The following is a 24,958-nucleotide window of genomic DNA, read 5'->3' as shown; positions in this document are numbered from 1 at the left end:
CGATGCTTCCCGAGGACGGCGTGCCTCAAGGGATCCGCCCGGTCGGCGCGGCGGGCGCCGAGGACGTCCGGTCACAGGACATGCCCCCTGACCCGGACATGACTCCCGCCCGGGACACGGCTCCCGCCCGGGACACGGCTCCCGCCCGGGACTCGGCGACACCCACGGAAGCGGCGGACCCGGCGGCCGCGGGCGGCGGCTCCGCCGACGGCGGACCCGGCCCCAGCTCCGGCTCCTCCGGGCAGAACCGCTGGTGGATCTACCGCGGTTCGGGGCAGCCCCTGTACGACACGAGCCTGCGCGAGCTGCTTCCCGACCCGCCGCCCTGGCGCCGCTTCACCGGCGGGCCCGTGGTGGCGCCGCCCCCCGCGGACGACGAGGAGGTCGAGCGCAGGCTGGGCACCCCGTCGGGGCGCTCCCCGGCCTCCGACCAGCTGCGGCGCGAGGCCGATATGGTCAATGCCGCTTTGCTTCTGCGACGACCTCTCCTGGTGACCGGCCGCCCCGGCACGGGCAAGAGCAGCCTCGCGTACCGCATCAGCCGCGAGCTGCGCCTCGGGCGCGTCCTGCGCTGGCACATCACCAGCAGGACGACACTGCGCTCGGGGCTGTACGAGTACGACGCGATCGGCCGCGTCCAGGACTCCGCCGCGCTCCGGGCGGCCGCCGACGGGACGGCGGGCGACGGGGCGCCGGACGGCTCCGCGCCGAGCGAGGAACGGCTCCCCGGGATCGGCGACTACGTCCAACTGGGCCCCTTGGGCACGGCGTTGCTCCCGTACGAGACCCCGCGCGTGCTGCTGATCGACGAGCTGGACAAGAGCGACCAGGACCTGGCCAATGACTTGCTGAGCGTCTTCGAAGAGGGCCAGTTCACCATCTCCGAGCTCCTGCGGGCGCGGCGGCGCCACCCGCGCGTGACCGTCCTGACCGACGACCCGGAGGGCGGCGCGGAGATCGTCGGCGGGGTGGTCCGCTGCCGGGCGTTCCCGGTCGTGGTCATCACGTCCAACGGCGAACGCGAGTTCCCTCCCGCCTTCTTACGTCGCTGTTTGCGGCTGAGAATGCCGGATCCGGATCGCGCACAGCTCGTCGACATGGTGACGGCACACCTCGCGGACGGCGCGGTCACCCGCGCCGGTGACGGCGGCGATCTGATCGAGCGGTTCCTCCGGCGCAGCCGGGAGCGCGGCGGGCTCGCCGTCGACCAACTGCTCAACTCCGTGTACCTGGCGACCTCGGGACGCCTCCCCACCGACGCGGGAGCGCTCGACGAACTGGTCGACGCCCTGTGGCACCGGCTCGACGGGGCGGGGGCGGAATCGAGGCCGGGATGACGGCAGCCTCCGCGGAGCCGTCAGCCCAGGCCGCACGGGAGTCCGCGCGCGCCGGGCAGGACCCGGACACCCCGAACCCGGAAGCGCCCACCTGGACGGAGCTGGCGGACGCCCTGTACCTGGCCGCGTGCCAGGACGCGGCCCTGCCGGAGTTCCCCCCGCTGCCCGCGGCGCGCGGCACGGCCGGGTCCGCGCGGCCGGTACGGCCCGCGCGTCCCGACGAGCCGCCGGCGCCGCCGCGGCGCTCCGCCCCGGACCTCGCGAACGGGCCCCCGGACGGACACGACGAACACCCGGGACAGCGCCCGGAGGAAGTGCACGAGAAGGCACCGCCGTTGGCCGCGGCCCCGGTCAGGCCGCTCGGGCCGCTCGTCGGCCTGCGCGGCGGCGTCGGCGGCGGGGCCGCGGGCGCCGAGCGGACCCCCCGCCCCGAGGACACCGCGCCGCTCGCCGACTCCCTCGCCCTCGGCCGCGCCCTGCGCCCGCTGCGCCTCTCCCGCCCCTCGCCGCACGACGTGGAGCTGGACGAGGAGGCCACCGCCGAGCAGGCCGCCGCGGACGGCCTGTGGACGCCGGTGTGCCGCTCGCTGCCGGAGCGGCACCAGGACCTGCTGCTGCTCGTGGACGACGGCCCCTCGATGGCCCTGTGGCGCGGGACCACCCGCCGGATCGGCGCGCTGATGGAGCAGACGGCGGCGTTCCGCACGGTGCGTCGGGTGCGCTGGAGCCCGCGCGGTGCCGCGCCGCCCGCCCCGTCCACCGGCACGCGCCAGCTGGTCCTGGTCGTCACGGACGGCGGCCACGACGCCTGGCGCGACGGCGCCGCCGCCGCGCTCCTGCACCGTCTCGCGCGCTCGTCCCCCACCGCCGTCCTGAACGTGCTGCCGCAGCACCTGTGGGACCTCACCCTGCCCACGGTCACCCCCACCCGGCTGCGCGCGGCGTCCCCGGCCGAGCCCAACCGCCGCTACGACGCCGAGACCTGCCCGCCGGAAGCCGACGCCCTGGCGCCCCGCGCCGTCCCCGAGCCGGGCCCCGCGGACGCCGTCGCCGTCCCCGTGGTCGAGCTGCGCGCCGAGTCCCTCGGCCGCTGGGCCCGCCTGGTGGCCGCGGCCGACACCAGCGAGTGGCACCGCATCGCCGCGCTCCTGACGGCGCCCGCCGGGGACCTGCGCGCGGAAGCGGTCGGCCCAGTGCCGAGCCGCCTGGCCGAAGCGCTCCTGGAGGGCGCCGACGAGGCCGGGCAGGAGCCGCAGGAGCGGGACCGCGCCGCGCGCGCGGCCGCCGTGGTGCGCCGGTTCCGCGCCACCGCGTCGCCCGCCGCCTTCGCCCTCGCCAAGCGCCTCGCGGCGGTGCCCCTGAACCTGCCGGTCATGCGGCTGCTCCAACAGGCCCTGCCGGGCACCCGGTTCTGGAACCTGGCCGAGATCGTGCTGCTCGGCCTGGTGCGCCGCGGCGACGACGCCACCGACGTCGAGGACGCGCACCAGGTGTCGTACGACTTCGTGGAGGGCGTGCGCGAGGAACTGCTCGCGCTGGGACGGCGCGCCGACACCATCGGGGCGCTGCGCCAGGTCGAGGGCTATCTGGGGCCCCGGCTCGAAGCACTGTGGGAGGGGGGCGGCGCTCTGGTCGCGCCGGACGGCGACCCCGCGGACCCGCCGATCACGGACCAGACGCGCCCTTTCGTGACGCATCTGTACACCGCGCTCTGCGCCCTTTCGGGGCCCTATCTCGCCCGCGCCGATCACCTGGGAAGGCTGTTGCAAAGCCATGCGGCAGGCCCGCGCGCCCTGACTCGGGACGAAGCCTTTACATCAGGACATAAGCCGTCATTACAGTACTCACAGGCTGATAGCGGGTCAAACTTGAAAAAGAGCCATCAAACTGCGATACGGTACCGGCCGCAAGCCCCGGCGAACACCCCCGACCGCCCGGGCCTTTCGTCGTCGCCTCCATCCCAGGCCGCGCCCTCCACCGCCACACCCCCCACCCCGCCCCCCTCTCCCTCAGCTCCCCCTCGCTCCCTTCCTGGAGGCCCCGCCGTGTCTGCCGGTCTGCCGGTTGCCCCGGGCCCGCGCGGCCCGCACGACCCGCCCCGAATCTGGGGGAACGTACCGCAGCGGAACAGGAACTTCACCGGCCGGGAAGCCCTGCTCGAACAGCTGCAGGACCGCCTCGGCACCGGAGTCACCGCGGTGCTCCCCGAGGCACTGCACGGCATGGGCGGTGTGGGGAAGTCCCAGATCGCCGTCGAGTACGTCTACCGGCACAGCCGCGACTACCGGCTCATCTGGTGGGTGGCGTCCGAGCAGGAGAACCAGATCGTCCAGTCCCTCATCGAACTGGGCGAGCAGATGGGCCTCCAGGCAGGGTCCGAGATCTCCGCGGTCCCGGCCGTCCTCGACGCCCTGCGCAGGGGAGAGCCCTACAGCGATTGGCTGCTGGTGTTCGACAACGCGGAAGACCCCAAAGAAGTACGCAAGTACTTCCCCAGCGACGGCCCCGGACGCATCCTCGTCACCTCGCGCAACGTCCAGTGGTCCCACACGGCGAGCTCCCTGGAGGTCGACGTGTTCGCCCGCGAGGAGAGCGTCTCGCTGCTGCGCCGCCGCAGCCCCGAGCTGCCCGACGAGGCCGTCAACCACCTCGCGTCCTCCCTCGGCGACCTGCCCCTGGCCGTCGAGCAGGCCTCCGTCTGGCTGGCCGAGACGGGCATGCCCGTCCAGCAGTACCTGGAACTCTTCGAACGCAAGTGGGCCGAACTCCTCAGGTCCGACCCGCCACCGGACTACGAGATGCCGGTCGCCGCCGCCTGGAACGTGTCCCTGGAACGCCTCCGCGAGGACCGCCCCGACGCCCTCCAGCTCCTCCAGGTCTGCGCGTTCTTCGCGCCCGAACCCATCTCCTGGGACCTGTTCTCCGCCGTGCGCGGCATCTCCGTGCCCCAGGAACTCCAGGCCGCGCTCGACGACCCGGTCAAACTCGGACGCGCCGTGCGCGAGATCGGCCGCTACGCCCTCGCCCGCATCGACCACCGCCAGTCCACCGTCCAGCTGCACCGCCTGGTCCAGCGCGTCCTCGTCGAGCAGATGAACCCGCAGGAGCAGGCCCAGATGCGGCACGCCGCACACCAGCTCCTGTCCAACGCCGACCCCAGGAACCCCCAGCGCGCCACCTTCTGGCCCCGCTACTCCTCCCTCCTCACCCACCTGCGCGCCTCCAACGCCGTCGAGTGCGAAGAGGGCTGGACCCGCCGCCTCGTCCTCAACGAGGTCTGGTTCCTACGCGCCCGCGGCGACTACGCCGCCGCCCTCAACCTGGGGGAACGGGCGGCCGAGATCTGGCGGGGACGGCTGGGAGAGGACCACGAAGAGGTCCTCGCCATCGACCAGCAGATCGCCGAGACCCTGCGCGAGCAGAACCTCGACCTCGAACGCGCCTTCCACATGCAGGCCGAACTCGTCGACCGCTACCGCAGGGTCCTCGGCAACGCCCACGAGAACACCCTCCAGGCCCAGAGCTTCATGGCCGGCAACCACCGCATCCGCGGCAACTTCTACGAAGCCAGCGAGATCGACCAGCGGGTCTACGAAACGAGCCTCGCCGAATTCGGCCCCGACGACCCCGCCACCCTCCTCACCGCGCACAACTACGCGGTGAGCCTGCGCCTCGCGGGTTCGCCCGAGAAGGCGCGGGAGCTGGACCACGACACGTGGCAGCGCCGCGTGGAAGTCCTCGGCGAGGACCACCTCTACACCCTGACCACCTACAACGCCTACCTCCTCGACCTCCAGGAAGTGGGCCGGTACGAGGAAGCGCTCGAAGGGTACGAGCAGCTCGCCGAAGACCTGCGGGAACAGCTCGGCGGAGACCACTGGTTCACCGTCCAGGTGGTCCGCAACCTGTGTGTGACCCGCCGCAAGAAGGGCGACCACGAAGGCGCGTACGAACTCTCCACGCCCTACATCTCCCTGGTGCGCGGCCGCTTCGGGGAACGCAGCCGCCAGTACCTGCAGATGGCCATCAGCCACGCCAACGACCTGCGTCAGGTCGGCAAGCTCCAGGAGGCCCGGCAGCTGACCGAGCAGGCCCTGGCGGCGCACCGCGGCCTCTACGGCAGGGAACACCCGCACAGTCACGCCATGGCCATGAACCTCGCCGTGACGCTGCGCCTGCTCGGTGAGAACGACGGCGCCCTCGCCCTGAACCAGGAGATCGTCGACGGACTGACCCGCACCCTGTCGGCCGAGCACCCGCGCACCCTGCTCGCCCGGATGAACCTGGCCAGCGACCACTTCGCGCTCGGCCGCCCCGACCAGGCCTACGAGATCGACGCGGCGGTCGCGCAGGAAGCCGCGCGGCTGCGCGAGCGCCACCCCGCGAACCTCGCCGTGCAGCTGAACCTCAGCCACGACCTCAAGGCCCTGGGCCGGACGGAGGAGAGCGGGCACCTCCTCGAAGAGGCGCTGTCCACCTACCGGACCATCCTGGGGCCCTCCCACCCCGCCACCCGCGACGCCGAGAAGGGGCTCAGGGCCAACGCCGACATCGACCTGATCTCGCTCTAGCCGCTCCAGCCGCTCTGACCGCTGTCGCCGCCGGGCGCGGCGACAGCACCGCGGAGCCAGTCCGCGAGCTCCAGCGGCGCGGACGGCTCCGCCCCCAAGGCCGCCATCGCCCGGCGCACCGCCGCCACGGCCTCCGGCCGTTCGAGCAGCAGCGCCGCGGCCGCGGACCGGTCCTGCCGGGCGAGGGCCGCGCCGATCCACGCCTCCGCGTCGTGCGGCTCCACCGCGGTCCACGCCGCGTAACGGCGCGCCGCACCGTCGACGTCCCCGGCCACCGACGCGCACTCGGCACCGATCACCACGTCCCGGTCCGCGTCGGCCTCCCGCCAGCGGCGGGCGAACGCGTCGGGCGTCCCGAGGCGGAGCCGGACCACATGGCCGAAGGTGTCCGTACGGATCGCGTCCGGGCGCGGGCGCAGCCGGGAGCCCGGCAGCGGCGGGGCGGGCAGCCCCGCCACCCGGGCGACGGCCGCCCGCCGCGCCGCCGCCCCGTCGAGCTCCAGGTGCCGCGCCCGCCACACGGCGCGCCGCAGCGCGCAGTAGCGCGCGGCGAGCCGGGAAGGCCCCGGCAGGACGTCCTCCTTCGCCCACCGCTCGGCGGCCCCCGCGATCTCCTCCACGAAGAGCCGCCCCGCAGCGGTGAGTTCACCACCGGCGAGCAGCGCGGTGGCGACCTCCCGCACCTGGTCCCGGAACACGGCGAACTCGAAGTCCGCCCGCCGCGCCTCGTCGCCCGTCACGAACTCCCGGTGCAGCCGCCAGAAACGTGTCACTCCCGCGAACGCGAACACCCCGTGCAGCAGGCCGTGCGCCGGCCGCGGATCACTGCGCCACGGCGCGTAGTGCAGCGGACGCCGCGCCCCGGCCTCCTGCTCGCGCACCAGCGGCACCAGGCCGAGCAGCGCGTTCAGCTGCTGGTGGCGGGTCTCGTGCACCAGCGTGGCGGCCATCTGCGCCTCGTCGTACGGCAGCGACAGCGTGACCGCGCCGAAGGCGTCGGGCGAGGAGGAACTGGCCACCTGGCCGCGCGTGGACGCGGCGAAGGCGCGCGGCACCAGGACGCGTACGAGCGCCGCGAGGCGTGCCGTGTCCGCGGGGGACTCACGGGCCAGCAGGGCGCAGGCACCGGCGACCCGCTCCCGCCACAGCCCGGACCTGCGCCCCGGCATCCGCACCGGAGCGCGCGGCGACACCTCGAAGTCGCGGTACGGCGTCACCGTGTCGAGGCGAAGGGCGGCCCCCGGCTCCGCGCACCACGGCGCCGCGTCCCACAGCACGGGCAGCGGACGCCAGCCGGGCGCCGGCGCGCCCAGGTCCCGGGGAAGCCGCACCTCCCCGCTCTCCCCCCGTACGACGGCCCCGTCAGCCGCCACCCGAACCTCGGCGCCGCTCCACCTGCGGGACGACAGCGGCCCCACGACCCCGGCACCGGGCACCCACACCACGCCCCGGTGGGCCGGTACGCCCACGACGGCCTCGCTCCCGGCACGCAGTGCCGCCGCGGCGGCCAGCGCGTACAACTGGCCGACATCCGCCCACAGCGGCGCCGCCGGAGAAGCGACGCCCCTCCCGGCCCCTCCCAGGCGCCGCAGCAGCCGCAGGGCCCACGCCATCACCATGGGGTCCGCCAGGACCACGTCCACCGCACCCGGGTCCCTCCGCTGCGCGGCGGCGAGCAGGCGCCAGGCGGACTCCGCCGACGCCACCGCGCCGACGCGCGGCGGCCTGGCCCGTGCGACACCGCTGTGGTCGACGAGCGACCTCAGGACGAGCAGCAGGTGGCTGCGCTGGGCCGACCGCAGCAGCCGCAGCTCGGGAGCCCCCGCGTCACCTGCGGCGATGGACCTCAACGACTCCTCGGGGAGCCGGTAGAGGTCCAGCCGCCCGTCGGTCACTTCCGCTGCCTCGGCCGGTCTGCGCGCAGCAGGGCCATCTCCTCGCTGTTCTGCTCGTCCAGCGTGCCGGCGAACACGCTCGCCCGGCGCGCCGCCCGGTTCAGTGCCCGCCGCAGCACCGGATCGTCACCGGCGTGCAGCTCCGCCAAGGAGACCAAGGAGACCCTGGACAGATCCACCAAGTCGGAACAGAAGTCCTTCCCAGACTCCGCCATACCGTGGTTCCCCCTGACGTAACGGTTCCGCGACTCAGAATCCGCTTCCATGGTGGCTGCAATGGCACTCCAGCGGAAGACTGGCGCTGGTCATCCCGTGTGCGAACACCCGGTGAAACACGGCTGGTTGAGCCGGACCGGGCCGCGTACCGGAACGGGCGGCGAACGCGCAGCTCAGGCCGCGTTGTCAGACCCTCCCCCTACCGTGAGGGCATGGAGCGCACACCCACGGCACCCCCGGCCCCGGTCCGACTCGTCCCGTACGGCAAGGACGACTTCCCGCAGCTCGTCCGGCACAACACCCCGGAGATGACCGCGCATCTGGGCGGCCCCGAGACCGAGGAGAAGCTGCGCGACCGCCACCACAGATATCTGAACCTGGGCGGCACGGGCCGGATGTTCAAGATCGTGACGACGGACCCGGAAGCGGACGCGGAAGGGGACCCGGAAGCGGACACCGAAGCGGCCGCCGGACTCATCGGGTACTGGGAGTCGATCCACTCCGGGCACACCGTCTGGGAGACGGGCTGGGGCGTCCTGCCGGAGTTCCAGGGCCGGGGCATCGCCGTCGCCGCGACCCGCCTGGTCGTCGAGGAGGCCCGCGCGGCCGGACGCCACACCGCGCTGCACGCCTTCCCCGCCGCGACGAACGGCCCGTCCAACGCGGTCTGCCGCAAGGCCGGCTTCACCCTCGTGGGCGCGGGCGACTTCGAGTACCCGAAGGGCCGCTGGAGCCGGTGCAACGACTGGGCGCTCGACCTGACCGCCGCAGCGCCGAAGGAGCCGCACACCGGCTGACGCCCCCGCCCGTGACACCCTGACCTGCATGCTCGTCGCACGCTCCGCCGCCCTGTTCGCCGTCGCCGCCCTCTTCGAGATCGGCGGTGCCTGGCTCGTCTGGCAGGGCGTGCGGGAGCACCGGGGCTGGGTGTGGATCGGCGCGGGCGTCCTCGCCCTCGGTCTGTACGGCTTCGTCGCCACGCTCCAGCCCGACGCCGAGTTCGGCCGCATCCTGGCGGCGTACGGCGGCGTCTTCGTGGCGGGCTCGCTCGCCTGGGGCGCGGTCGCTGACGGCTACCGGCCCGACCGGTGGGACGTCATCGGCGCCCTGGTGTGCCTCGCGGGCATGGCCCTGATCATGTACGCCCCGCGGGGCGAGTGAGGCCGCCGCCTATCCTGGCTGCCGGAGCGAGAACGCCCGTACGAGCCCCGCACCCGAGGGAGCAGCCCCCATGCCGTCCACGCCGCACGCCGACACCTCCCGCAAGCCCGGAATCGCCGTCGTCACCGGCGCCAGCGGCGGGATCGGCGCCGCGACGGCGCGCGGCCTCGCCGAGGCCGGGTACCGCGTCGTCCTGACGGCCCGCCGCAAGGACCGCGTCGAGGCGCTCGCGGCGGAGCTGACGGACGCGGGCCACAGCGCGATGGCGTACGCGCTCGACGTCACCGACCGCGCGGCCGTCGACACCTTCGCCACGGCCTTCCAGAAGGTCGCGGTCCTGGTGAACAACGCGGGCGGCGCGCTCGGCGCCGACCCGGTCGCCACCGGCGACCCGGAGGACTGGCGGCAGATGTACGAGACGAACGTCATCGGCACGCTGAACGTCACCCAGGCCCTGCTGCCCGCCCTCACCGCCAGCGGCGACGGCACGGTGGTCGTCGTCTCCTCCACCGCGGGCCACGCCACCTACGAGGGCGGCGCGGGCTACGTCGCCGCCAAGCACGGCGCCCACGTCCTCGCCGAAACCCTCCGCCTGGAGATCGTCGGCACCCCCGTGCGCGTCATCGAGATCGCCCCCGGCATGGTCAGGACGGAGGGCTTCGCCCTCACCCGCTTCGGCGGCGACGCGGAGAAGGCCGCGAAGGTCTACGCGGGCGTGGCCGAGCCCCTGACCGCCGAGGACGTCGCCGACACGATCACCTGGGCGGTCACACGCCCGCCGCACGTGAACGTCGACCTGCTGGTGGTCCGCCCCCGCGCCCAGGCCTCCAACACGAAGGTCCACCGGGAACAGCCGTGACCTACGCCGCCGACGACCCCGGCACCCCCGGCGGCTCCCCCGACTCCACGGACCCCCTCGACCGGCTCCGCTACGAACAGGAGTCCCGCCGCCTGGCCGAGGAGAAGAAGAACGAACGCATGGTGTGGTGGTACCTGGCGTACTTCCTCTTCGGCATCCACATCGTGGCCTTCGTCATGATCTACGCGGTCTCCCACGCGAAGTAGGGCCCGGGCCTGCGCCCGGGCCCCTGCGATTCGGGGCGTCAGCCCTTCACGCACACCACCTGCTTGAGCTTCGCCACCACCTCGACCAGGTCGGTCTGCTGGTCGATGACCTTCTCGATCGGCTTGTACGCGCCGGGGATCTCGTCCACGACGCCCGAGTCCTTGCGGCACTCCACGCCCCGCGTCTGCTCCTCCAGGTCCTGCGTGGAGAAGCGCTTCTTCGCGGCGTTCCGGCTCATCCTGCGGCCCGCGCCGTGCGAGGCCGAGTTGAACGACGCCTCGTTGCCGAGGCCCTTCACGATGTACGAGCCGGTGCCCATGGAGCCAGGGATGATGCCGTAGTCGCCGGAGCCCGCGCGGATCGCGCCCTTGCGGGTGACGAGCAGGTCCATGCCGTCGTACCGCTCCTCCGACACGTAGTTGTGGTGGCAGGAGATCTCCCGCTCGAACGTCGGCTTGGCCTTCTTGAACTCCTTGCGGACCACGTCCTTCAGGAGCGCCATCATGATGGCGCGGTTGTACTTCGCGTACTCCTGCGCCCAGAAGAGGTCGTTCCGGTACGCGGCCATCTGCGGCGTCTCCGCGATGAAGACGGCGAGGTCGCGGTCCACCAGACCCTGGTTGTGCGGCAGGTCGCGGGCCACGCCGATGTGGTGGTCGGCGAGTTCCTTGCCGATGTTGCGGGAGCCGGAGTGCAGCATCAGCCAAACAGAGCCCTCCATATCCACACAGACTTCGACAAAGTGGTTGCCTCCTCCGAGCGTTCCCATCTGCTTAGTGGCACGCTCCTGACGGAATTTGACCGTTTCGGCAACCCCCTCGAACCGCCCCCAGAACCCGTCCCACCCCGCCGTGGCGAAGCCGTGGAAGCCGCCGGGGTCGACGGGGGAATCGTGCATCCCGCGGCCCACCGGGATCGCCTCCTCGATCTTCGAGCGGAGGCGGGACAGGTCGCCGGGGAGGTCGTTGGCCGTCAGGGACGTCCGGACCGCGGACATGCCGCAGCCGATGTCGACGCCGACCGCCGCCGGGCACACCGCGTCCTTCATGGCGATCACGGAGCCGACCGTCGCGCCCTTGCCGAAGTGGACGTCCGGCATCACGGCCAGACCCTTGATCCACGGCAGCGTGGCCACGTTCCGCAGCTGCTGCATCGCGACGTCCTCGACCGTGCCGGGATCGGCCCACATCCGGATCGGCACCTGCGCGCCCGGAACCTCTACGTACGACATACCGTCCTCATTCCCCCGGAACCAAAGCAAAAGCACTGGAGCGCAAATACCGGCGCCAAGGTCAACAAATAAGAAAACGGACCGGCGTCCACGGCAGCGCGTGCGATACACATTGTGTCCACCGGCCGCCCGCCGGCGGCAACCCAATAACCAGGCCGGACGGACCGGACAGGACCGAGAGGAGCCAGCACGGTGCAGCGGAGGAAGGTCTATGTACCGGGTGCCGCAGCCCTCCTCGTGGCACTGCTCGCCGGCTGCACCGGCGACTCGGGCCACGACGACGGCGGCGACGGCAAGTCCGGCGACACGGGCGCCTCGACGACGGCGGCCGAGCCCGGCAGGTACCGCACCCTGCCCGAGCCCTGCGGCGCGGTCGACAGCTCGACGCTCGACGCGATGCTGCCCGGCATCGAGGAGATCGAGGACACCGACCGGCGCGAGAAGGCCTACGCGGGCTCCCCCACGGTCACCTACGACACCGACCGCCGCGTGGGCTGCCGCTGGAAGGTCGAGTCGGCTGACGCCACGCACCACCTGCTCGTCGACTTCGAGCGCGTGGTCTCGTACGACGGGACCGTGAGCGACGACGCCCGCGCGCAGCAGGTCTACCGGACCAAGCTCCGCGAGGCGGACGTCCCGGAACCGTCGGCCTCGGGCTCCGACGAGGACGACGAGGAGTCCCCGTCCCCGTCCGGGTCCGAGGGGTCGAAGGGCCCCGAGGATCCCGATGCCCCCGAGGGCTCCGCGAAGCCCAAGGGGTCCGCCGGCTCCGCCGGCGCCGAGGGTTCCCAGGTCGCCGCCAGGCCGCAGGGCGGCACGTCCGCCGAGGTCGGCAAGGGCGACGGGGCCGATCCGGGGGACACCGCGGAGGCCGAGGTCACCCCCGAGGGCCTGGAGTCGCGCACCCTCGACGACCTCGGTGACGAGGCGTTCCTCACGGACGTGCTCACCACCGCCGCGTCGGCGAGCCGCCACCGGACCGTGACTGTGGTGTTCCGCACGTCGAACGTCGTCGTCACCGTCGAGTACGACGAGCAGCCCGCCCGCCGCACCGAGGTCTCGGACTCCAAGGAAATGCAGGACAACGCGCGCGAACTGGCCGATAACCTCGCCGACAGGTTCGACGGCTGACAGGTCCGGGAGGCCGGTCCGGGCTCCCCGGAAGCCGGGTCACCTGCGTCGCTCACCGCGTACGGTGGCCCAACGGACCCAGTGGCCCGTACGCACCCGGCACGGACGCCCCGAGCGAACACGAGTGAAGGAACCATGCACCGACCCGCACAGCGACAGCGCCAGCGACTCACCCGCGTTCTGGTGGGCGCGGCCGCCGCACCGGTGATCCTCTTCGCCTCCGCCTGCAGCGGCGACGACTCCGGCTCCGGCTCGGACGACGCCAAGAAGGACTCCGCGGGCAAGCCCTCCGCTTCGGCGTCGAAGGACTCCGGCGGCGAGGCGGCGACCGTCGAGAAGGCCGTGTACGCCAAGCTCCCCGAGCCCTGCAAGACGCTCTCCAAGCAGACGCTCGGCGACCTCGTCCCGTCCGCCAAGGACAAGACGGGCAAGACGGGCACGTCGGACGATGTGTCCACGCGGGGCAACTGCACCTGGGAGAGCCTGGAGGACAACGGCGTCGACGGCTCCCAGTTCCGCTGGCTGCGGGTCTCCCTGAACCGCTTCGAGTCCGACCAGTCCCTCGGCAGCGGCGCCAAGCGCGCGCAGGCCAACTTCGCCAAGCAGGTCGCGGACGCGCAGGCGGTCAAGGGCGCGAAGAGCGTGAAGACCACGCCGGTGCCGGGCACGGGCGACCAGGCGACGCTGGTCAGCTACGACGTGACCAAGGGCAAGGAGACGTTCAAGCAGCAGACCCTCGTGACGCGCGTGGAGAACGCCGTCGTCACCGTCGACTACAACGGCGCGGGTCTCGCGGGCGACGAGCAGCCGAACGCGGCCGACCTCGCCAAGGGCACGCAGAAGGCCGCGAAGGAGGCCGCCGCGTCGGTCGTCGCGGCGAACAAGGCGGGCGCCCCGGCGACTTCGGACAAGCCGAAGGGCGACGCGAAGGGCGACACCAAGGGCGATGCCAAGGGTGACGCCAAGGACAAGCCGAAGGGCGGCGACGGCAAGGGCGCGGCCCTCGACGGCGGCGCCAAGCCCAAGAGCTAGCCGCTCGATCAGTGACGCGGGTCAGGGAGCCCGGCCGCCCCGCGCGGCCGGGCTCCCTGTCCATCGCCGTCTCTCGTCAGCGGCCCTGGGCCCGGTCGTAGACCTTCTTGGCCGTGGTCTTCCACACCTCGCCGAACATCTTGGTCGGCGTCAGCGAGTCGAGCGCGCTGTTGACCGAGACCAGGACGCCGCCCTTGCCCGTGGTGGCGTCGAAGTCGGCCAGCCACGGGCCGCCGCTGGAACCGCCGCTCATGTCGCAGGAGATGGCCTGCTGGCCGTCCTCCTTCTTCGCCGTACCGGTGCAGCGCAGGAGTTCCTCGCCGCGCTGCGGGCGGGTGGCCGAGTAGCCGAGGGCGGAGACGGTGCCGCCGACCGGACGGTTGAAGGCGAGGGGCGTGCCGCCCACGACGTCGGTGAGCTTCTTGCCGTTCTTGTCGGTGCCGACGGTCAGCGCGGCCATGTCGTTGCGGGAGTCCGTCTCCCAGGTGCGCGGGGTCGCGGCCTGCCGTACGGCGAACGCGCCGTACGGCGTCCTGCCCTTGTGGTACGCGGGCACGAACACCATGGACATGTTGGTGTTGTAGGGCGAGGAGCCCCGGCGCACGCAGTGGGCCGCGGTCATCACGGCGGAGCGGTTGGCGCTCTTCACGGCCGTGGCCGTGCACCAGGTGTCGGCACCACTGGCGTTGACGAAGAAGAGCCGCCCCACGGTCTTCAGGGTGGGGCCGCGCCACGGCTTGGCCTTCGGCCCGGTCGGGCCGAGGTCGACGGACTTTCCGACCGCCGTCATCCGCGCGGGCGTCCAGTAGGCGAGGGCGTCCTTGCGCTCCTTGGCGGTGAACTTCAGGACGGAGACCGGGTCGGCCGACGCGGCCGTGGCCTGCCCGGTCAGGGCCGTCGCCTGCGCCGGGACGGCGAGGACGAGGGCCGTACCGGCCACGGCGAGTCCCGTGGCCCGGCGCCGGAGGGTGCGGGAAGGGGCGGTCTCGGGCATGGCGGCTGTCTCCTCGGCTGATGCGGGCGGCGGGCGGGGTCGTTCCGTCCGTGCTGCAAGAGAGCGGAACTCGCCGTTCGGTTGGCGCTGTTGACGACCTGTGACACACGGGGCGAGGGGTGTGCCCCGGCCCCTGCCAGCGGTACCGGCTCACGCTCGGCCGCACACATGTGCCACGCTGTCGCTCGCAACAGCCGGATTAGGGAGGGGTTCGCGGGTGGCGGCGATGCAGCTGACACGCATGCACCGGATACTCATCGGGGTCGTCGTCTTCGGTGCGCTCGTCATCGCCGGCATCGGCTTCGCCGGTTCCTACGCGGCCGTGCGCGAGCTCGCCGAGAAGAAGGGCTTCGGCTCCTTCTCCGTGGTGTTCCCCATCGGCATCGACGCGGGCATCTGTGTGCTCCTCGCGCTCGACCTGCTCCTGACGTGGATCCGCATCCCCTTCCCGCTGCTCCGCCAGACCGCGTGGCTCCTGACGGCGGCGACGATCGCGTTCAACGGCGCGGCGGCGTGGCCGGACCCGCTGGGCGTGGGCATGCACGCCGTGATCCCGGTGCTCTTCGTGGTGGCGGTGGAGGCCGCGCGGCACGCGGTCGGCCGGATCGCCGACATCACGGCCGACAAGCACATGGAGGGCGTGCGCATGACGCGCTGGCTGCTCTCCCCGCTGCCCACCTTCCTCCTCTGGCGCCGCATGAAGCTGTGGGAGCTGCGCAGTTACGACCAGGTCATCAAGCTGGAGCAGGAGCGGCTCGTCTACCAGGCGCGCCTTCGCTCCCGCTTCGGCCGCCGCTGGCGCAGCAAGGCCCCCGTGGAGTCCCTGATGCCGCTGCGGCTCGCCCGCTACGGCGTGCCGCTCGCGGAGACCGCCCCCGCGGGCCTGGCCGCCGCGGGCATCGAACCGGCCGTCCTGCCGCCCGTGACCGCCGTGCCCGTGGCCGAGCGGCCCGCGCAGCAGCCGGAGCTGGCCCCGGCACCCGCGTCGGCACCGGCTGCGGCCCCCGCCGCCGCACCGCCGCAGGTCCATGCCGAGCCCGAGCCCGAGCGGCCCGTGGAGCTGCAGAAGCCCTCACCGCCGCAGCCGCCTGGGCGGCCCGAGGGGGTCGAGGGACCGGAAGGGCCGGACGGCCAGTGGGCGCCGGGCCAGCACGGCAGCCCTTGGTTCGCGGCGCCGCAGCCGCAGCGCCCGCAGGGCGAGGCACCGCTCCCCTACGACCCGGAGGGCCCGTACGAGGAGTGGTACGAGGAGCAGGATCAGGAGGCCTACGAGACGTTCGAGGGCGCGCGGCCGTACGCCCGCCCCGCGGAGCCGGACGCCGCCGAGTTCCGGGTCCCGTCGGGTCCGGGCCGCACCCGCCCGCTGGCGAACGGCACCGCGAACGGGCAGCTGATCCCGAACCCGCGCGCGGAGCAGGCGCCCGACGACGAGCCGGAGCCGCTGCCCGAGCCCGCCGAGGGCGCGCCGGGCCTGCCGGACGACATGACGCGCGAGGAGGCGTACTTCAGCGCCTTCCGCAAGTACGTGAGCGAGATGGGCGACTATCCGAACGCCCGCCAGTTCAGCCTGTACCTGATGGACCTGTACGGCGTCACGGGCCAGGCGGGCGGCCCCCTCACGGAGAGCACCCTGCGCCCCTACCTGCGCGGCTTCCGGGACCGCTACCAGCAGGACCTGGACGCCGAGGAACACATCGCCTGAGCCGAGCGCGGCTGAACGGGCTCTCTCTCCCACCCGCCCACCCGTGACACCAGGCTTCGCCCGCCCGGCCCCGACGCCCAGCGCCGCGACCGAGTGGGTGGTCCCACCGCTACCGCGGCGGCCTTTCCCACCCGCCCACCCGAAACTCCCCAGCCTTGCGAGGCCCGGGCGGGGGCGGGCGGGTGGGACCGGCCCGACCCCGCTGTGGGCAATCGTCCCGCAGGGCGGGACGGGTGGGCACAGCCCCGGGCGCCGAGCAACCGCACGGCCCGGGCCCGGCGCAGGGCATCCCGCGCCGGGCCCGGTTCGAGGCCCAGGGGCCAGGTCAGGCGCCGAGGAGCTTGCGCACGCGCTCCGCGCCGACCGCGAGCAGCAGCGTGGGAAGCCGCGGCCCGGTCTCCCGGGTGACCAGGAGGCGGTACAGGAGCGCGAAGAAGGAGCGCTGGGCCACCTTGATCTCCGGCGGCAGCTCCTTGGCCGTGGCGTCCGCGGAGAACCCGGCCCGCACCTTCGGCACGCCGTACACGAGGTGCGTCAGACCGTCCAGGGACCAGTGCGAGTCGAGCCCCTCCAGGAGGAGGCGCAGCGATTCACGGCTTTCGTCGTCCAGGGACGACAGGAGCTCGGCGTCCGGCTCGGCCCGGACGATCGTGCGGGCCTCGGCCGGCACCTGCGTGGTGATCCAGTTCTCGGCGCGGTCGAGCCGGGGCCGGACCTCGTCGAGGGAGGCGAGCGGCGCCGACGGGTCGAGGTCGCCCAGGATCCGCAGGGTCTGGTCCTCGGCACCGGCGGTGATGTCGGCGACGGAGGCCAGCGTGCGGTAGGGCAGCGGCCGCGGCGTGCGCGGCAGCTCGCCCGCGGCGGTGCGCACCGCGCGCGAGTGCGCGGCGGCGTCGGCGGGCAGCGCGCTGCCGTCGGCGACCTTGCCCTCCAGCTTGTCCCACTCGTCGTAGAGCCGCTGGATCTCCTGGTCGAAGGCGATCTTGAAGGACTGGTTGGGCTTGCGGCGCGCGTACAGCCAGCGGAGCAGCGGCGCCTCCATGATCTTCAGCGCGTCGGCCGGGGTGGGCACGCCGCCGCGCGAGGAGGACATCTTGGCCATGCCGGAGATGCCCACGAAGGCGTACATGGGGCCGATGGGCTGCACGCCGTCGAAGATCTGCCGGACGATCTGCCCGCCGACGACGAACGACGAGCCCGGGGACGAGTGGTCCACGCCGCTCGGCTCGAAGACCACGCCCTCGTACGCCCAGCGCATCGGCCAGTCGACCTTCCAGACCAGCTTGCCGCGGTTGAACTCGCTCAGGAGCACGGTCTCGCCGAAGCCGCACGCCGTGCAGACGTACGCCAGCTCGGTGGAGTCGTCGTCGTACGAGGTGACGGTGGTCAGGTCCTTCTCGCACTGCCCGCAGTAGGGCTTGTACGGGAAGTACCCGGCGGAGCCGCCGCTGCCGTCGTCCTCGCTGGCGGCGCCGGAGCCCTCCGCGGCCTCCAGCTCGGCCTCGTCGACGGGCTTCTGCGCCTGCTTCTTGCCCTTGGCCGGGTCCTTCTTCGTGCGGTACTGGTCGAGGATCGCGTCGATGTCGGCGCGGTGCTTCATCGCGTGCAGGACCTGCGCGCGGTACGTCCCCGAGGTGTACTGCTCGGTCTGGCTGATCCCGTCGAACTCGACGCCGAGCTCGCGCAGGGAGGCGATCATCGCGGACTTGAAGTGCTCGGCCCAGTTCGGGTGCGCGGACCCGGCGGGCGCGGGCACGGACGTCAGCGGCTTGCCGATGTGCTCCGCCCAGGACTCGTCGACGCCGGGGACCCCGGCCGGGACCTTGCGGTAGCGGTCGTAGTCGTCCCAGGAGATGAGGTGCCGCACCTCGTGGCCCCGGCGGCGGATCTCGTCGGCGACCAGGTGCGGGGTCATGACCTCGCGCAGATTGCCCAGGTGGATGGGGCCGGAGGGGGACAGGCCCGAGGCCACCACGATCGCCGGTGCGGCGGCGCTGGATTTCGCGCCCGCGGCACGACGCTCCGACTCGGCGATGACCTCGTCCGCGTAGCGGGAGACCCAGTCGGTGGTATCGGTGCTCTGAGCCACGATCGGCGCCCTTCTTTTCCTGCCTCGATGCCGGTACGTACGGGCGTACCGCTGGACCGACCCATTCTCCCAGGTCGCCCCGCAACCGCGAAAACGCCTTTCCGCCCACCCGCCCACCTGCGGCGGAGCGCCCCCGCCCGGCCCCGCCGCGGGCGCGAAATCCGCTGGACGCCCCGTGGGATACTGACCAGGTCTATCCGCACCCTCGAGGAGAACGGCACCCACTCCATGGCCTCGGTCCAGTCCCTCACCGCCTCCGTACACCAGCGCCTCGCGGACGCCCTCTCGGCAGCCCTGCCGGAGGCAGCCCCCGCCGACCCGCTGCTGCGACGCAGTGACAGGGCCGACTTCCAGGCCAACGGGATCCTCGCGCTCGCCAAGAAGCAGAAGGCCAACCCGCGCGACCTCGCCACCCAGGTCGTCGGCGCGATCGACGCCCCCGGGCTCCTGAAGGACGTCGAGGTCTCGGGACCCGGCTTCCTGAACATCACGGTCACGGACCGGGCGATCACCGAGACGCTCGCGGCCCGCGCGGCCGACGGCGACCGCCTCGGCGTGCCCCTGAAGGCCGAGCCGGGCACCACGGTCATCGACTACGCCCAGCCGAACGTGGCGAAGGAGATGCACGTAGGCCACCTGCGCTCGGCGGTCATCGGCGACGCCCTTCGCGGCATGCTCGACTTCACCGGCGAGAAGACGATCGGCCGGCACCACATCGGCGACTGGGGCACCCAGTTCGGCATGCTCATCCAGTACCTGATCGAGAACCCGGACCAGCTGTCCGCGGAGACCGACACGGACGGCGAGCAGGCCATGTCGAACCTGAACCGGGTCTACAAGGCCTCGCGCGCGGTCTTCGACGCCGACGAGGACTTCAAGGAGCGCGCCCGCAAGCGGGTCGTCGCCCTCCAGTCCGGCGACAAGGAGACCCTCGGCCTGTGGCAGCGGTTCGTCGACGAGTCGAAGGTCTACTTCTACTCGGTCTTCGAGAAGCTGGACATGGAGGTCCGCGACGAGGAGATCGTCGGCGAGTCCGCGTACAACGACCTGATGCCCGAGACCGCCCGCCTCCTGGAGGAGTCCGGCGTCGCGGTCCGCTCGGAGGGCGCGCTCGTCGTCTTCTTCGACGACATCAAGGGCAAGGACGACAAGCCGGTCCCGCTGATCGTGCAGAAGGCCGACGGCGGCTTCGGCTACGCGGCCTCCGACCTGTCCGCGATCCGCAACCGCGTCTTCGACCTCGCCGCGACGACGCTCCTGTACGTGGTGGACGTGCGGCAGTCGCTGCACTTCAAGATGGTCTTCGAGACGGCCCGGCGCATGGGCTGGCTGAACGACGACGTCACCGCGCACAACATGGGCTACGGCACGGTGCTCGGCGCGGACGGCAAGCCGTTCAAGACCCGTGCGGGTGAGACCGTGCGCCTGGAGGACCTCCTCGACGAGGCGGTGCAGCGCGCCGCCGAGGTCGTGCGCGAGAAGGCGAAGGACCTCACCGAGGACGAGATCCAGGAGCGGGCCGCGCAGGTCGGCGTCGGCGCGGTGAAGTACGCGGACCTGTCCACGTCGCCGAGCCGCGACTACAAGTTCGACCTGGACCAGATGGTGTCGCTCAACGGCGACACGTCCGTCTACCTCCAGTACGCGTACGCCCGCATCCAGTCGATCCTGCGCAAGGCGGGCGACACCGCGCCTGCCGCGCACGCGGAGCTTGAGCTGGCCCCGGCGGAGCGCGGCCTCGGCCTGCACCTGGACGCGTTCGGCGACACGGTCTTCGAGGCCGCCGCCGAGTACGCGCCGCACAAGCTGGCGGCGTACCTCTACCAGCTGGCGTCCCTGTACACGACGTTCTACGACAAGTGCCCGGTCCTGAAGGCGGAGACCCCGGCCCAGGTGGAGAACCGCCTGTTCCTCTGCGACCTGACGGCCCGCACCCTCCACCAGGGCATGGCCCTCCTGGGCATCAGGACCCCCGAGCGCCTCTAGCAGCGGTCACGCTGTGCCCGCCCCCGCCCCGCTGTGGGCGGGGGCGGACCACTGCTAGGCGAGCCCCAGCCGAAGGCGACGCAGGCCCTCCCCGATCTCCTCCGGGGTCTGGGTGACGAAGCACAGCCGCAGCGTCGCCGGGTCGGGCGCACCCGCGTAGAACGGCGCCCCCGGCACATAGGCCACGTCGTGCGCGACCACGTCCCGCAGCCGCTCCGTGGCGTCGTACCCGGAAGGCAGCCGCACCCACAGGAACATCCCGCCCTCGGGACGGTTCCACGTGGCCCCTTCGGGGAGCGCGGCCGCCAGGCCCGCGAGCATCGCGTCCCGCCGCTCCCCGTACACCCCGGCCACCCGCGCCACGTGCGCGTCCAGGTCGTACCGCTCCAAGTACCAGGCGGCGGCGAGCTGGTTGACGGTCGGCGTGTGCAGGTCGGCACCCTGCTTGGCGATGGCGCAGGCGCGCCGCAGCGCGGCGGGGGCGCGCAGCCAGCCGAGCCGGAGGCCCGGCGCCATCACCTTCGAGAAGCTGCCGAGCAGCGCGGTCCGGTCCTCGGCCCCCGGGTGGGCGGCGATCCACGGCGCGCGCTCGCCCTCGAACCGCAGCTCCCCGTACGGGTCGTCCTCGACGAGCCAGATCCCGCACCGCGCGGCCACGGCGGCGACGGCCGCGCGCCGCTCGGCGGGCATGGTGCGCCCGGTGGGGTTCTGGAACGTCGGCACGGTGTACAGGAGCTTGGGCCGGTGCTCGGCGATCAGCGACTCCAGGGCGCCGGGGTCGATGCCCTGCTCGTCACCGGGCACGGCGACGACGTGCGCGCCGGTGAAGGCGAACACCTGAAGGGCCGCGAGATAGCAGGGGTTCTCGACGAGCACGGTGTCCCCGGGCTCGACGAGCGCCGTCGCGAGCAGCGAGAGGGCCTGCTGCGAGCCGGACGTGACGAGGATGTCGTCGGCGTCGGTGACGAGCCCGCGCTCGGTGTACCGCGCGGCTATGCGGGCGCGCAGCGCGGGCTCGCCCTCGGTCGTGGAGTACTGGAGCGCCTGCCCGGGCTGCTCCGTGAGGACGGCCTGGTAGGCGGCGGCGAAGCCCTCGCTGTCGAAGAACTCGGGCGCGGGCAGGCCGCCCGCGAAGTTGATGACCTCAGGTCGTGCGGTGACCGCGAGGATGTCCCGTACGGGCGAGCCGCCGACGGCGGCGGCGCGGGCCGCGAAGGCCGGGACGGGCGCGGTGCTGGGCGCGGGTGCGGGTGCGGTGGCGGTCATCGGCGCTCCTTAGTTTTCCGCTCAGCCTAAGCGGCTGAGTGGCCGATACAGGAGTCGTTTCGCGATACGGACGTGGCGCTGCCCGCCCGGCAGACGTGGCGCTGCCCGCCCGCTACCTGCCCTCCCATTCGTAGCCGTCCTCCCCGTTCGGGCGGCGCCACGCCTTCACCCACTCCCTGCCTTCGAGGGTGTAGCCGAAGAGGTGGTCGTCCGGGGCTCCGCTCGTGCGGAACGGCTTGCCCTCGTCGTTGATGACGACCGTCCCGTGCCGGGTGCCGCTGGACCACTCAAGCTCCAGGTACCAGCGCACGTAACGGGACTTGGCCGTGGTGAGGACGTAGAAGGTCTCGGGGTCCTTCTCGCTCACCTTGTACGGGAAGTCGTCGCCCTCGGGGACGAGGGCGGGCCTGCCGTGGTCCAGCTTCGCGTTGAAGGAGTGCTTGGGCACGTTGCCGCCGCAGCCCACGCCCAGGAAGCCCATGAGGTACTTGTTCCAGGCGGGCGGATCGCTCCTGCCGACGACGCGGATGTTCAGGGACTCCAGGACGACGGTCTCCTTGCCGGTCCCCTGGACGGTGAACTTCACGTCATGGCTCTCGGCCGAGACCGCGTCGAACGCGGACACCCAGCCCGCGGCGTCCTGCGGGGTGGGCGGCGAGGGCAGCCGGTCCGGCGGGCGGTTGATGAGGTAGGGGCGCCCGCACTCGTTGTCCCAGTACTGGGGCTGCGTGGAGACGGTGAGGGGGGCGCGGCCCGAGCCGCCGCCGGAGGCCTCGCCGCCCGCGCCCGGGGCGCGGCCCTCGCTGCCTTCGCCGCCGCCCCGCGGGCCGCTCTTCGTACGGCCGCCGTCCTGCTTGTCCTCGTCCTTCTCCGGCGGCTTGGCCGAGGAGGTGAGCGAGGGCCTGCCGGACGGCTGCTTCTCGGCCGTGCCCGACGGCGAGCGCGCGGTGTCCGGGCGGGGCGTGTCGTCCGCGGCGGCGTGCTTGCCGTCGCCGCCGCCCGAACTCCCCGACGCCGAGTGCACGGCGAGGGCGGTGCCCGCGACGGCGAGCACGACGCCGACGGCGGCGAGCGCGCCGAGCCGCTGCCGCTTGCCGCGCGACAGTGACAGACGGGACTTGGACCGGGGCTCGTGCCGCCGTGCCACTTCGAGTTCCGTCTCCGGCTCCGGCACGGGTTCCGGTTCCGGTTCCGACGACACGGGTTCCGGTTCCGGCACGCGCTCCGGCTCCGGCTCCGGCTCCGGCGTGGCCTCGGCTTCCTGTACGGGTTCCGGCTCCGCCTTCCGCCCGCGCGTCGCGTCGGCGACGATCCACCTGCGGTGGACCTCCATCAGCTCGTCCGGAGTGGCCTTGCACAGCCGGGCGAGGCGCTCGACCGGCGCGAACTCCGTCGGCACGGCGGTGCCGTTGACATAGCGGTGGAGCGTCGACGTGCTGACGTGCAGTCTCTTGGCGAGGGCTCCGTAGCTGAGCCCGGACCGCCCCTTCAGTTCTCGCAACAGCTCCGCGAGATCGCCCGCCCCCACGTGTTCTCCTTCCCACGCCGCCGTTCCAGGTGACACGTATTCCCCCAGGTCAGAGCCGGTACGAACATTCCAGCGTCCCGAACACCGCGGTGAGGCTAACGGCTGGGACGAAACCCCGCACAAGCTTTGGTCATCCAAGCACGCCGCTCGCCGCGGTCCGGCCGAGCGGCACGCGTCTACCCCGTCACACGAGAAGAGACCAGCCATGCGTGCGCCCGTCCGACGCTCCCGTACCCGCCTGTTCGCCGCCGCGACGATCGCGGTCGCCGCGCTCTCGCTCACGGCGTGCGACGACGAGGACGGCACCCGGGACGAGGGCGCGGCGAAGTCCACGCAGTCGTCCACGGGCGGCACTTCGGAGCAGCCTGACAAGACTGACGGTGAATCCGGGGCCAATGGTTCCGACGCGAGCGACGGCGGGGAGGGCTCCGGCGGCGCCTCCGGAAGCGGCGGCGAGGGCACGTCCGGCGGGGCGTCGGGCGGCGCGACCGGCGGCAAGGAGACGGACCCCTACGACCCGGCGAACCGCGTCCCCTGCTCCGCCGCCAACACCTCGATCACCGCGACGCCGGTGCAGCGCCCCCTCAACTACATGCTCCTGACGGTCACCAACACCGGCTCCAAGATGTGCGACCTGAAGGGCTATCCGCGGGTCAAGTTCGAGGACGCGCAGTCCGTCCCGCCGGTCATGGAGAACACCAAGCCGCAGGCGGTCACCTCCCTCAAGCCGGGCGGGAAGGGCTACGCCGGAGTGATCCTGTCCGCCGGTGACGGCAGCGGCGGCGAGGGCCGCACCGCGCAGAGCGTGGAGATCGGCTTCGAGGGCAGCGACCGGATGGCCGAGGCCGCGCTCCAGGCCAAGGGCGTCCACGTGGACGACAAGCTGCGCGTCACGTACTGGCTGACCAGCTCGACCGACGCGCTCAACTGACCACCCTCCGCGTCCGGCCGCCCGGCCGGACCGCACCCACTGACCACACCGGCCACACCGGCCACACCGACCGAGTCATTTCGCGAAAAGAGACGGAACCGACCATGCGCACGAACCGCCGCACCACCACCGCCCTCCTCACCCTCACCGCCGCGCTCTCCCTGACCACTCTCGCCGGTACGGCGGCGACGGCCGCCGCCCCCGCCAAGGCCGCGGCCCCGGTCACCTGCTCCGCCGCCAACACCAAGGTCACCGTCAAGCAGGTCGACCGCCCGATCAACCACCTGCTCCTGACCGCCAAGAACACCGGCACGAAGACGTGTTACGCGTACAACGCCCCGTACCTGCGCTTCGACGAGGCCCAGTCCGCCACCCAGATCGTCGAGGACAGCAAGCCGCAGGCGGTCGTCACCCTGAAGCCGGGCCAGTCCGCGTACGCCGGCATCGGCACCTCGTCGCCGGAGGGCGAGCACGGCCACGACGCCAAGAAGCTCGGCGTCCTCTTCTCCAACCGCTCGGCGACCGGCAGCGTGGGCTCCACGACCCACCCGAAGCTCCCGGGCGGCAGCGTGTACGTGGACACCTCCGCGTACGTCACCTACTGGCAGTCGACGGCCGCGGACGCCCTTCGCTGGTAGTCCCCTACCGGCAGTCCGCCCAAGCCGTACGACTCGCCTCGGCCGCGCCCGCACACCACATCCCCCTGGTGCGCGGGCGCGGCGCCTTCACTGACCAGTTCGTAAGTACCCCACTAAATAGTCGGTACTTGTCCGAAGGATCGCGGGGCCGGAGGATCGAGGCATCACCTCGATCCCCTCCCTT

Annotated in this window: 19 protein-coding genes; 12 read left to right on the top strand and 7 right to left on the bottom strand. The window is 72.7% G+C overall.

Annotation, left to right across the window (positions count from 1 at the left end; all coding sequences use genetic code 11):
• Positions 1-2: 2 nt before the first annotated feature.
• Together CP982_RS24160 and fxsT are read left to right on the top strand one after the other, a co-directional pair.
• Positions 3-1,337 (top strand): AAA family ATPase, encoded by a 1,335-nt coding sequence (locus CP982_RS24160; protein WP_229879036.1) that lies wholly within the window; start codon positions 3-5, stop codon positions 1,335-1,337.
• Positions 1,334-5,908, top strand: coding sequence for an FxSxx-COOH system tetratricopeptide repeat protein (fxsT, locus tag CP982_RS24155; protein WP_150512434.1), 4,575 nt, complete (start codon positions 1,334-1,336; stop codon positions 5,906-5,908). Before CP982_RS24160 ends, fxsT begins: the two co-directional genes overlap by 4 nt.
• Here the strand turns inward: fxsT and CP982_RS24150 are convergent.
• Positions 5,905-7,803, bottom strand: coding sequence for an HEXXH motif domain-containing protein (locus CP982_RS24150; RefSeq protein ID WP_150512433.1), 1,899 nt, complete (start codon positions 7,801-7,803; stop codon positions 5,905-5,907). The two genes, fxsT and CP982_RS24150, sit on opposite strands and share 4 nt — an antisense overlap.
• A complete protein-coding gene (locus CP982_RS24145) occupies positions 7,800-8,018 on the bottom strand; it encodes a hypothetical protein (RefSeq protein WP_150512432.1) in 219 nt (72 codons plus the stop codon). The genes CP982_RS24150 and CP982_RS24145 overlap by 4 nt, the downstream gene beginning before the upstream one ends.
• A gap of 213 nt (positions 8,019-8,231) precedes the next feature.
• Here CP982_RS24145 and CP982_RS24140 point away from each other — a divergent pair, with 213 nt between their 5' ends.
• The 4 genes from CP982_RS24140 to CP982_RS24125 all read left to right on the top strand — a co-directional run bounded on the left by CP982_RS24140 (position 8,232) and on the right by CP982_RS24125 (position 10,245).
• Positions 8,232-8,816, top strand: a complete 585-nt coding sequence (locus CP982_RS24140; RefSeq protein WP_150512431.1) for a GNAT family N-acetyltransferase — start codon at positions 8,232-8,234, stop codon at positions 8,814-8,816.
• A 28-nt stretch (positions 8,817-8,844) separates the two neighbouring features.
• On the top strand, positions 8,845-9,180 hold the full coding sequence (locus tag CP982_RS24135) for a YnfA family protein (RefSeq protein ID WP_144320309.1): 336 nt from the start codon (positions 8,845-8,847) through the stop codon (positions 9,178-9,180).
• Between the two features lie 70 nt (positions 9,181-9,250).
• A complete protein-coding gene (locus CP982_RS24130) occupies positions 9,251-10,039 on the top strand; it encodes an SDR family NAD(P)-dependent oxidoreductase (RefSeq protein WP_150512430.1) in 789 nt (262 codons plus the stop codon).
• Positions 10,036-10,245 carry a hypothetical protein gene (locus CP982_RS24125; protein ID WP_138961172.1) on the top strand — a complete coding sequence of 70 codons (210 nt, stop codon included), beginning with the start codon at positions 10,036-10,038 and terminating at the stop codon, positions 10,243-10,245. Before CP982_RS24130 ends, CP982_RS24125 begins: the two co-directional genes overlap by 4 nt.
• Before the next feature lie 38 nt (positions 10,246-10,283).
• Here the strand turns inward: CP982_RS24125 and CP982_RS24120 are convergent, their stop codons facing one another.
• Positions 10,284-11,477, bottom strand: coding sequence for an RtcB family protein (locus CP982_RS24120; RefSeq protein ID WP_150512429.1), 1,194 nt, complete (start codon positions 11,475-11,477; stop codon positions 10,284-10,286).
• 192 nt (positions 11,478-11,669) lie between these two features.
• Between CP982_RS24120 and CP982_RS24115 the strand changes: the two genes are divergently transcribed.
• A complete protein-coding gene (locus CP982_RS24115) occupies positions 11,670-12,608 on the top strand; it encodes a DUF3558 domain-containing protein (protein WP_150512428.1) in 939 nt (312 codons plus the stop codon).
• Between the two features lie 135 nt (positions 12,609-12,743).
• Positions 12,744-13,640 (top strand): DUF3558 domain-containing protein, encoded by an 897-nt coding sequence (locus tag CP982_RS24110; RefSeq protein ID WP_184925770.1) that lies wholly within the window; start codon positions 12,744-12,746, stop codon positions 13,638-13,640.
• A gap of 76 nt (positions 13,641-13,716) precedes the next feature.
• On the opposite strand, the gene CP982_RS24105 is transcribed toward CP982_RS24110, so the two are convergent.
• The gene (locus CP982_RS24105; RefSeq protein WP_150512427.1) at positions 13,717-14,634 is read right to left on the bottom strand and encodes a trypsin-like serine peptidase; all 918 of its coding nucleotides are present in this window, start codon (positions 14,632-14,634) and stop codon (positions 13,717-13,719) included.
• Positions 14,635-14,860: 226 nt separating this feature from the next.
• Between CP982_RS24105 and CP982_RS24100 the strand changes: the two genes are divergently transcribed.
• Positions 14,861-16,336: a DUF2637 domain-containing protein gene (locus tag CP982_RS24100; RefSeq protein WP_170316481.1), complete on the top strand. Its 1,476-nt coding sequence runs from the start codon at positions 14,861-14,863 to the stop codon at positions 16,334-16,336.
• A gap of 325 nt (positions 16,337-16,661) precedes the next feature.
• Here CP982_RS24100 and lysS read toward each other — a convergent pair whose 3' ends face one another.
• Complete coding sequence (gene lysS, locus CP982_RS24095) at positions 16,662-18,425, bottom strand: lysine--tRNA ligase (protein WP_184925767.1); 1,764 nt, start codon at positions 18,423-18,425, stop codon at positions 16,662-16,664.
• 228 nt (positions 18,426-18,653) lie between these two features.
• Here lysS and argS point away from each other — a divergent pair, with 228 nt between their 5' ends.
• Positions 18,654-20,411 carry an arginine--tRNA ligase gene (argS, locus tag CP982_RS24090; protein ID WP_150512425.1) on the top strand — a complete coding sequence of 586 codons (1,758 nt, stop codon included), beginning with the start codon at positions 18,654-18,656 and terminating at the stop codon, positions 20,409-20,411.
• 54 nt (positions 20,412-20,465) lie between these two features.
• Here the strand turns inward: argS and CP982_RS24085 are convergent, their stop codons facing one another.
• Both CP982_RS24085 and CP982_RS24080 read right to left on the bottom strand, forming a co-directional pair.
• A complete protein-coding gene (locus tag CP982_RS24085; protein WP_150512424.1) occupies positions 20,466-21,677 on the bottom strand; it encodes an aminotransferase-like domain-containing protein in 1,212 nt (403 codons plus the stop codon).
• Between the two features lie 112 nt (positions 21,678-21,789).
• On the bottom strand, positions 21,790-23,205 hold the full coding sequence (locus tag CP982_RS24080; protein ID WP_229879035.1) for a helix-turn-helix domain-containing protein: 1,416 nt from the start codon (positions 23,203-23,205) through the stop codon (positions 21,790-21,792).
• A 205-nt stretch (positions 23,206-23,410) separates the two neighbouring features.
• On the opposite strand from CP982_RS24080, the gene CP982_RS24075 reads away from it, so the two are divergent.
• Both CP982_RS24075 and CP982_RS24070 read left to right on the top strand, forming a co-directional pair.
• Positions 23,411-24,136 carry a DUF4232 domain-containing protein gene (locus CP982_RS24075; RefSeq protein ID WP_150512422.1) on the top strand — a complete coding sequence of 242 codons (726 nt, stop codon included), beginning with the start codon at positions 23,411-23,413 and terminating at the stop codon, positions 24,134-24,136.
• Between the two features lie 104 nt (positions 24,137-24,240).
• Positions 24,241-24,774: a DUF4232 domain-containing protein gene (locus tag CP982_RS24070; RefSeq protein WP_150512421.1), complete on the top strand. Its 534-nt coding sequence runs from the start codon at positions 24,241-24,243 to the stop codon at positions 24,772-24,774.
• The last annotated feature ends 184 nt before the right edge of the window (positions 24,775-24,958 follow it).

This window comes from Streptomyces spectabilis (assembly GCF_008704795.1).
Lineage (GTDB): Bacteria > Actinomycetota > Actinomycetes > Streptomycetales > Streptomycetaceae > Streptomyces > Streptomyces spectabilis.
This window is presented reverse-complemented; position numbering and strand designations above follow the sequence as displayed.